Below are 3,808 nucleotides of genomic sequence, written 5' to 3'. Positions count from 1 at the left end.
GCTTAACGGCGTGGGGGTTCAAGTCCCTTAACCCGCATATAGGCAATAGCCGGCTTAGCTCAGTTGGTAGAGCATCTGATTTGTAATCAGAGGGTCGCGTGTTCAAGTCATGTAGCCGGCATAGAATGCGAACGTAGTTCAGTGGTAGAACATCACCTTGCCAAGGTGGGGGTCGCGGGTTCGAATCCCGTCGTTCGCTTTAGAGGCGCCGGGGTGGCGGAACTGGCAGACGCACAGGACTTAAAATCCTGCGAAGGGTAACCTTCGTACCGGTTCGATTCCGGTCCTCGGCATTACTTTAATTTTAATATAGAGCACCCTTAGCTCAACTGGATAGAGTACCTGACTACGAATCAGGCGGTTAGAGGTTCGACTCCTCTAGGGTGCATATTTCGGGAAGTAGCTCAGCTTGGTAGAGCACTTGGTTTGGGACCAAGGGGTCGCAGGTTCGAATCCTGTCTTCCCGATATTTGGCGGTGTAGCTCAGCTGGCTAGAGCGTCCGGTTCATACCCGGGAGGTCGGGGGTTCGATCCCCTCCGCCGCTATTTTGGTTTGTTGCTTGGACCTTTAGCTCAACTGGTTAGAGCACTCGGCTCATAACCGAGCGGTCGTAGGTTCGAGTCCTACAAGGTCCATCATTTTGGAGGATTACCCAAGTCTGGCTGAAGGGAACGGTCTTGAAAACCGTCAGGCGTGTAAAAGCGTGCGTGGGTTCGAATCCCACATCCTCCTTTTTAGTAGATTATCGCGGGATGGAGCAGCTAGGTAGCTCGTCGGGCTCATAACCCGAAGGTCGTAGGTTCAAATCCTGCTCCCGCAATAGAAGTTTTTAATTGGCTCGGTAGCTCAGTTGGTAGAGCAATGGATTGAAGCTCCATGTGTCGGCGGTTCGATTCCGTCTCGCGCCATTTTAGCGGGTGTAGTTTAGTGGTAAAACTACAGCCTTCCAAGCTGTTGTCGCGAGTTCGATTCTCGTCACCCGCTTTATAAATTATTTATATTCCAAGCTATTTTGCTTGGGCGCGTAGCTCAGGTGGTTAGAGCGCACGCCTGATAAGCGTGAGGTCGGTGGTTCGAGTCCACTCGTGCCCATTAGGAGAATTACTCAAGAGGCTGAAGAGGACGGTTTGCTAAATCGTTAGGTCGGGTAACTGGCGCAAGGGTTCGAATCCCTTATTCTCCGTTTAAAGTTGGCTCATTGTTAATTGTAGTTGGTTGATTTATAGCTAACACCGAGAGGGAATCAGATTGGTTCTCTCTTTTGTTGTGTTCAAAGCGAGATAAATCCGTTTTTTGAAGTTTTCATCTTCCTAAAGCCAAAAGCATTTTGCTTAATGACTTTAATAAGGTTGTTGGTCGCCTCTAGTTTGGCGTTGGAAGTGAGGTTAGGTCAATCTTGAACTAGATCTTTAAGTTTTTTGGCAATTCAGTGATGGATAATAAAGTGGATTTGATGGTTCTTCTTGACCAGCGAAGTTTCAGCGAGAGCCATTTTTCCACAATTCTTACACGTTAAAGTTCTAAAATAAAGTTAGGCATTACTGAAATTATAGAGCTTTTATATTCAGTGGTATGGTCAGCCTTACGATTTCAATGAAATTGTAATAATGGCGTAATATAGTTTGTTGTTTTTTTTGGTAAAATGTTTATTGTCTTAATTACGAAGGAGTAGTTTTAATCATGAAGAAAAGAATTTTGTCAGCTGTTTTATTGAGTGGTGTTACGCTTGGAACAACTGTTTCTGTAAATGCAGAAGATTATGATACGAAAATTGCAGCAAAGGATGATGCTATTGCTAATCTGACTTGTCAACAAGCTGCTGCGAAATTGGAAGTTGAATCAATTCAAGCTCAAGTAGGTACTCTATCAGCTCATCAGGCTGACTTAGAAATTCAAAATGCAGCATTAAAAGAAAAATCTGCGACATTATCAACTGAAATTCAAACTTTATCTGAAAAGATTGTTGCACGTAATGAATCTTTGAAAAAACAAGCACGCAGTGCACAAAAACAAAATACTGCAACAAGCTATATTAACACTATTATCAACTCAAAATCTATTTCTGAAGCTATTAGCAAAGTGGTAGCTATTCGTGAAGTAGTTTCTGCTAATCATACTATGTTAGAGAAGCAAGAGTCTGATAAAGCTGCGCTTGCTGAAAAACAAAAAGCTAATCAAGCTGCTATTAACACTATTGCTGCAAATCAAGAAACACTTGCAGCTAATAAGTCAAATTTGGAAACCCAACAAGCTCAATTGGAGGCTGCGCAAGCTACACTTGCCGTTGAATTAGCGACTGCAGAAGGTGAAAAAACTGCACTTGTTGCTGAAAAATCAACTGCTGAATCAGTTGCTGCTTCTGTTTCTACTTCTCAATCAGTTGCCGCTTCTGTTTCAGCTTCAGAATCTGTATCAATGGTTGAGGCTGCCGCTTCAGCGTCAGCTGTAGCTTCAGAAGTCGCTGCTTCAGCAAGTGCTAGTGCTGCCGCTTCAGAATCAGTTGCAGTAGCAACAGCCGCTTCAGAATCAGCCGTTGCTGCAAGAAGAGCTGCTGATTCAATGGCTGCTGCTTCAGCAAGTACTGCTGCTATCGAAGCCCAACAAGCCTCAGAAGCTGCAGCATCACAAGCTGCGCAAGTGTCTACTTCATCAGCTGCTGTTACTTCAGTGGCAACTCCATCATCACAAACAGCTTCGGAAGCACCAGCTCGTGTTTCTCAATCTACAGCGTCACAACCAACTCAATCAGCATCAGTTACTCCAACTCGTACTGATTCAGCTTCAACACGTGCAGCAGTGACACCTACGGTTAATACTGCTGGTAACACTTATCCTGTTGGTCAATGTACTTGGGGGGCAAAATCACTCGCTCCTTGGGCTGGTAATAACTGGGGAAATGGTGGGCAGTGGGCTTCATCAGCTGCCTCAGCTGGTTTCAGTGTAGGTTCAACACCTACTGTTGGCTCTATTGCTGTATGGAATGATGGTGGATACGGTCATGTTGCTGTAGTTGTTGCAGTTGAAAGTTCTACTCGTATCCAAGTTATGGAGTCAAACTTCAACGGTAATCTTTCTATTGGAAATTATCGTGGATGGTTTAATCCAACAGCTACTTACCAAGGTTCTGCTGTATACATTTATCCAAGATAACATTAATGGCTTTTTATCAACTGTAGTGGGCTGATGACAAGCTAACACCTAGAGAAGACCTGAATGGTCTTCTCTTTTTTGATATTCAAAGCTTAGAATAAGGTAGTTCAATGGCATTGGTGATATAATCTTGATAGCGAATAAAGGTGTTTGACGCAGTTTTTAAGGTATGATTGAGATGTGGTAAAATCTCTTGAATGAATCCAAGGAATTGCTGGGTATTCTTCTCTTGTAGGTGAAAAAGGAGTAACTGATAATTGTCATAATAATTTTTAACTCAGGGACTAGTTTAAATATCTTTGAAAAGGCAACACTTTTATGTGCAATCGTTATAAAGTATTTTTTCTTAACTGCTTAACTGCGTAATCATTGGTGTTTGATGGTTAAGATTACTGTGAATTTGAAGGTGATTCCATCAGTGACTATAATTTTTGTTACTAATTCAATATCTGTTATATATTAGAAGTGAAGAAATGAAAAACTTGGTTGAGAGGAATTTGTGATTGCTTAATTGAGCAATTCCTCTATACCACGACAAACGCATGAAGAAACCATCGTTTTCAGATAACAGTTTCATAAAATAAGTTTGACCCCTTTGCTATACTAAAGATAGTGGAGGATTTTGTTATGAATGAGATACTAGATTTCTTGATAGGT

Annotated in this window: 1 protein-coding gene, 13 tRNA genes and 2 pseudogenes; 14 read left to right on the top strand and 2 right to left on the bottom strand. The window is 42.4% G+C overall.

The genetic code is table 11. From position 1 onward, the window contains the following. Positions 1–48 precede the first annotated feature (48 nt). The 13 genes from ABP870_RS10515 to ABP870_RS10455 all read left to right on the top strand — a co-directional run bounded on the left by ABP870_RS10515 (position 49) and on the right by ABP870_RS10455 (position 1,184). A tRNA-Thr gene (locus tag ABP870_RS10515) sits at positions 49–121 on the top strand. A gap of 6 nt (positions 122–127) precedes the next feature. Further along, positions 128–199, top strand: a tRNA-Gly gene (locus tag ABP870_RS10510). An 8-nt stretch (positions 200–207) separates the two neighbouring features. Continuing rightward, positions 208–293, top strand: a tRNA-Leu gene (locus tag ABP870_RS10505). A gap of 21 nt (positions 294–314) precedes the next feature. Continuing rightward, positions 315–388 (top strand) — tRNA-Arg (locus ABP870_RS10500). A gap of 5 nt (positions 389–393) precedes the next feature. Continuing rightward, positions 394–467 (top strand) — tRNA-Pro (locus tag ABP870_RS10495). Positions 468–472: 5 nt separating this feature from the next. Further along, positions 473–546 (top strand) — tRNA-Met (locus ABP870_RS10490). A gap of 16 nt (positions 547–562) precedes the next feature. Continuing rightward, positions 563–636: transfer RNA gene (locus tag ABP870_RS10485), tRNA-Ile, on the top strand. A 7-nt stretch (positions 637–643) separates the two neighbouring features. After that, positions 644–733, top strand: a tRNA-Ser gene (locus ABP870_RS10480). A gap of 14 nt (positions 734–747) precedes the next feature. Further along, positions 748–821 (top strand) — tRNA-Met (locus tag ABP870_RS10475). Positions 822–836: 15 nt separating this feature from the next. Next, a tRNA-Phe gene (locus tag ABP870_RS10470) sits at positions 837–909 on the top strand. Positions 910–914: 5 nt separating this feature from the next. Next, a tRNA-Gly gene (locus ABP870_RS10465) sits at positions 915–985 on the top strand. A gap of 34 nt (positions 986–1,019) precedes the next feature. Further along, positions 1,020–1,093 (top strand) — tRNA-Ile (locus ABP870_RS10460). A 3-nt stretch (positions 1,094–1,096) separates the two neighbouring features. After that, positions 1,097–1,184 (top strand) — tRNA-Ser (locus tag ABP870_RS10455). 43 nt (positions 1,185–1,227) lie between these two features. Here ABP870_RS10455 and ABP870_RS10450 read toward each other — a convergent pair. Continuing rightward, positions 1,228–1,379 (bottom strand): annotated as a pseudogene (locus ABP870_RS10450) (transposase); the annotation flags it as partial. A 302-nt stretch (positions 1,380–1,681) separates the two neighbouring features. Here ABP870_RS10450 and ABP870_RS10445 point away from each other — a divergent pair. Next, positions 1,682–3,151 carry a CHAP domain-containing protein gene (locus tag ABP870_RS10445; protein WP_350015297.1) on the top strand — a complete coding sequence of 490 codons (1,470 nt, stop codon included), beginning with the start codon at positions 1,682–1,684 and terminating at the stop codon, positions 3,149–3,151. A 94-nt stretch (positions 3,152–3,245) separates the two neighbouring features. On the opposite strand, the pseudogene ABP870_RS10440 reads toward ABP870_RS10445, so the two are convergent. After that, a pseudogene (locus ABP870_RS10440) lies at positions 3,246–3,451 on the bottom strand (ISL3 family transposase); the annotation flags it as partial. Positions 3,452–3,808 lie beyond the last annotated feature (357 nt).

Source organism: Streptococcus jiangjianxini (genome assembly GCF_040225085.1).
Lineage (GTDB): Bacteria > Bacillota > Bacilli > Lactobacillales > Streptococcaceae > Streptococcus > Streptococcus jiangjianxini.
Note: the sequence above shows the minus strand (reverse complement) of the source record. Positions and strands in the feature narration are given on the sequence as shown.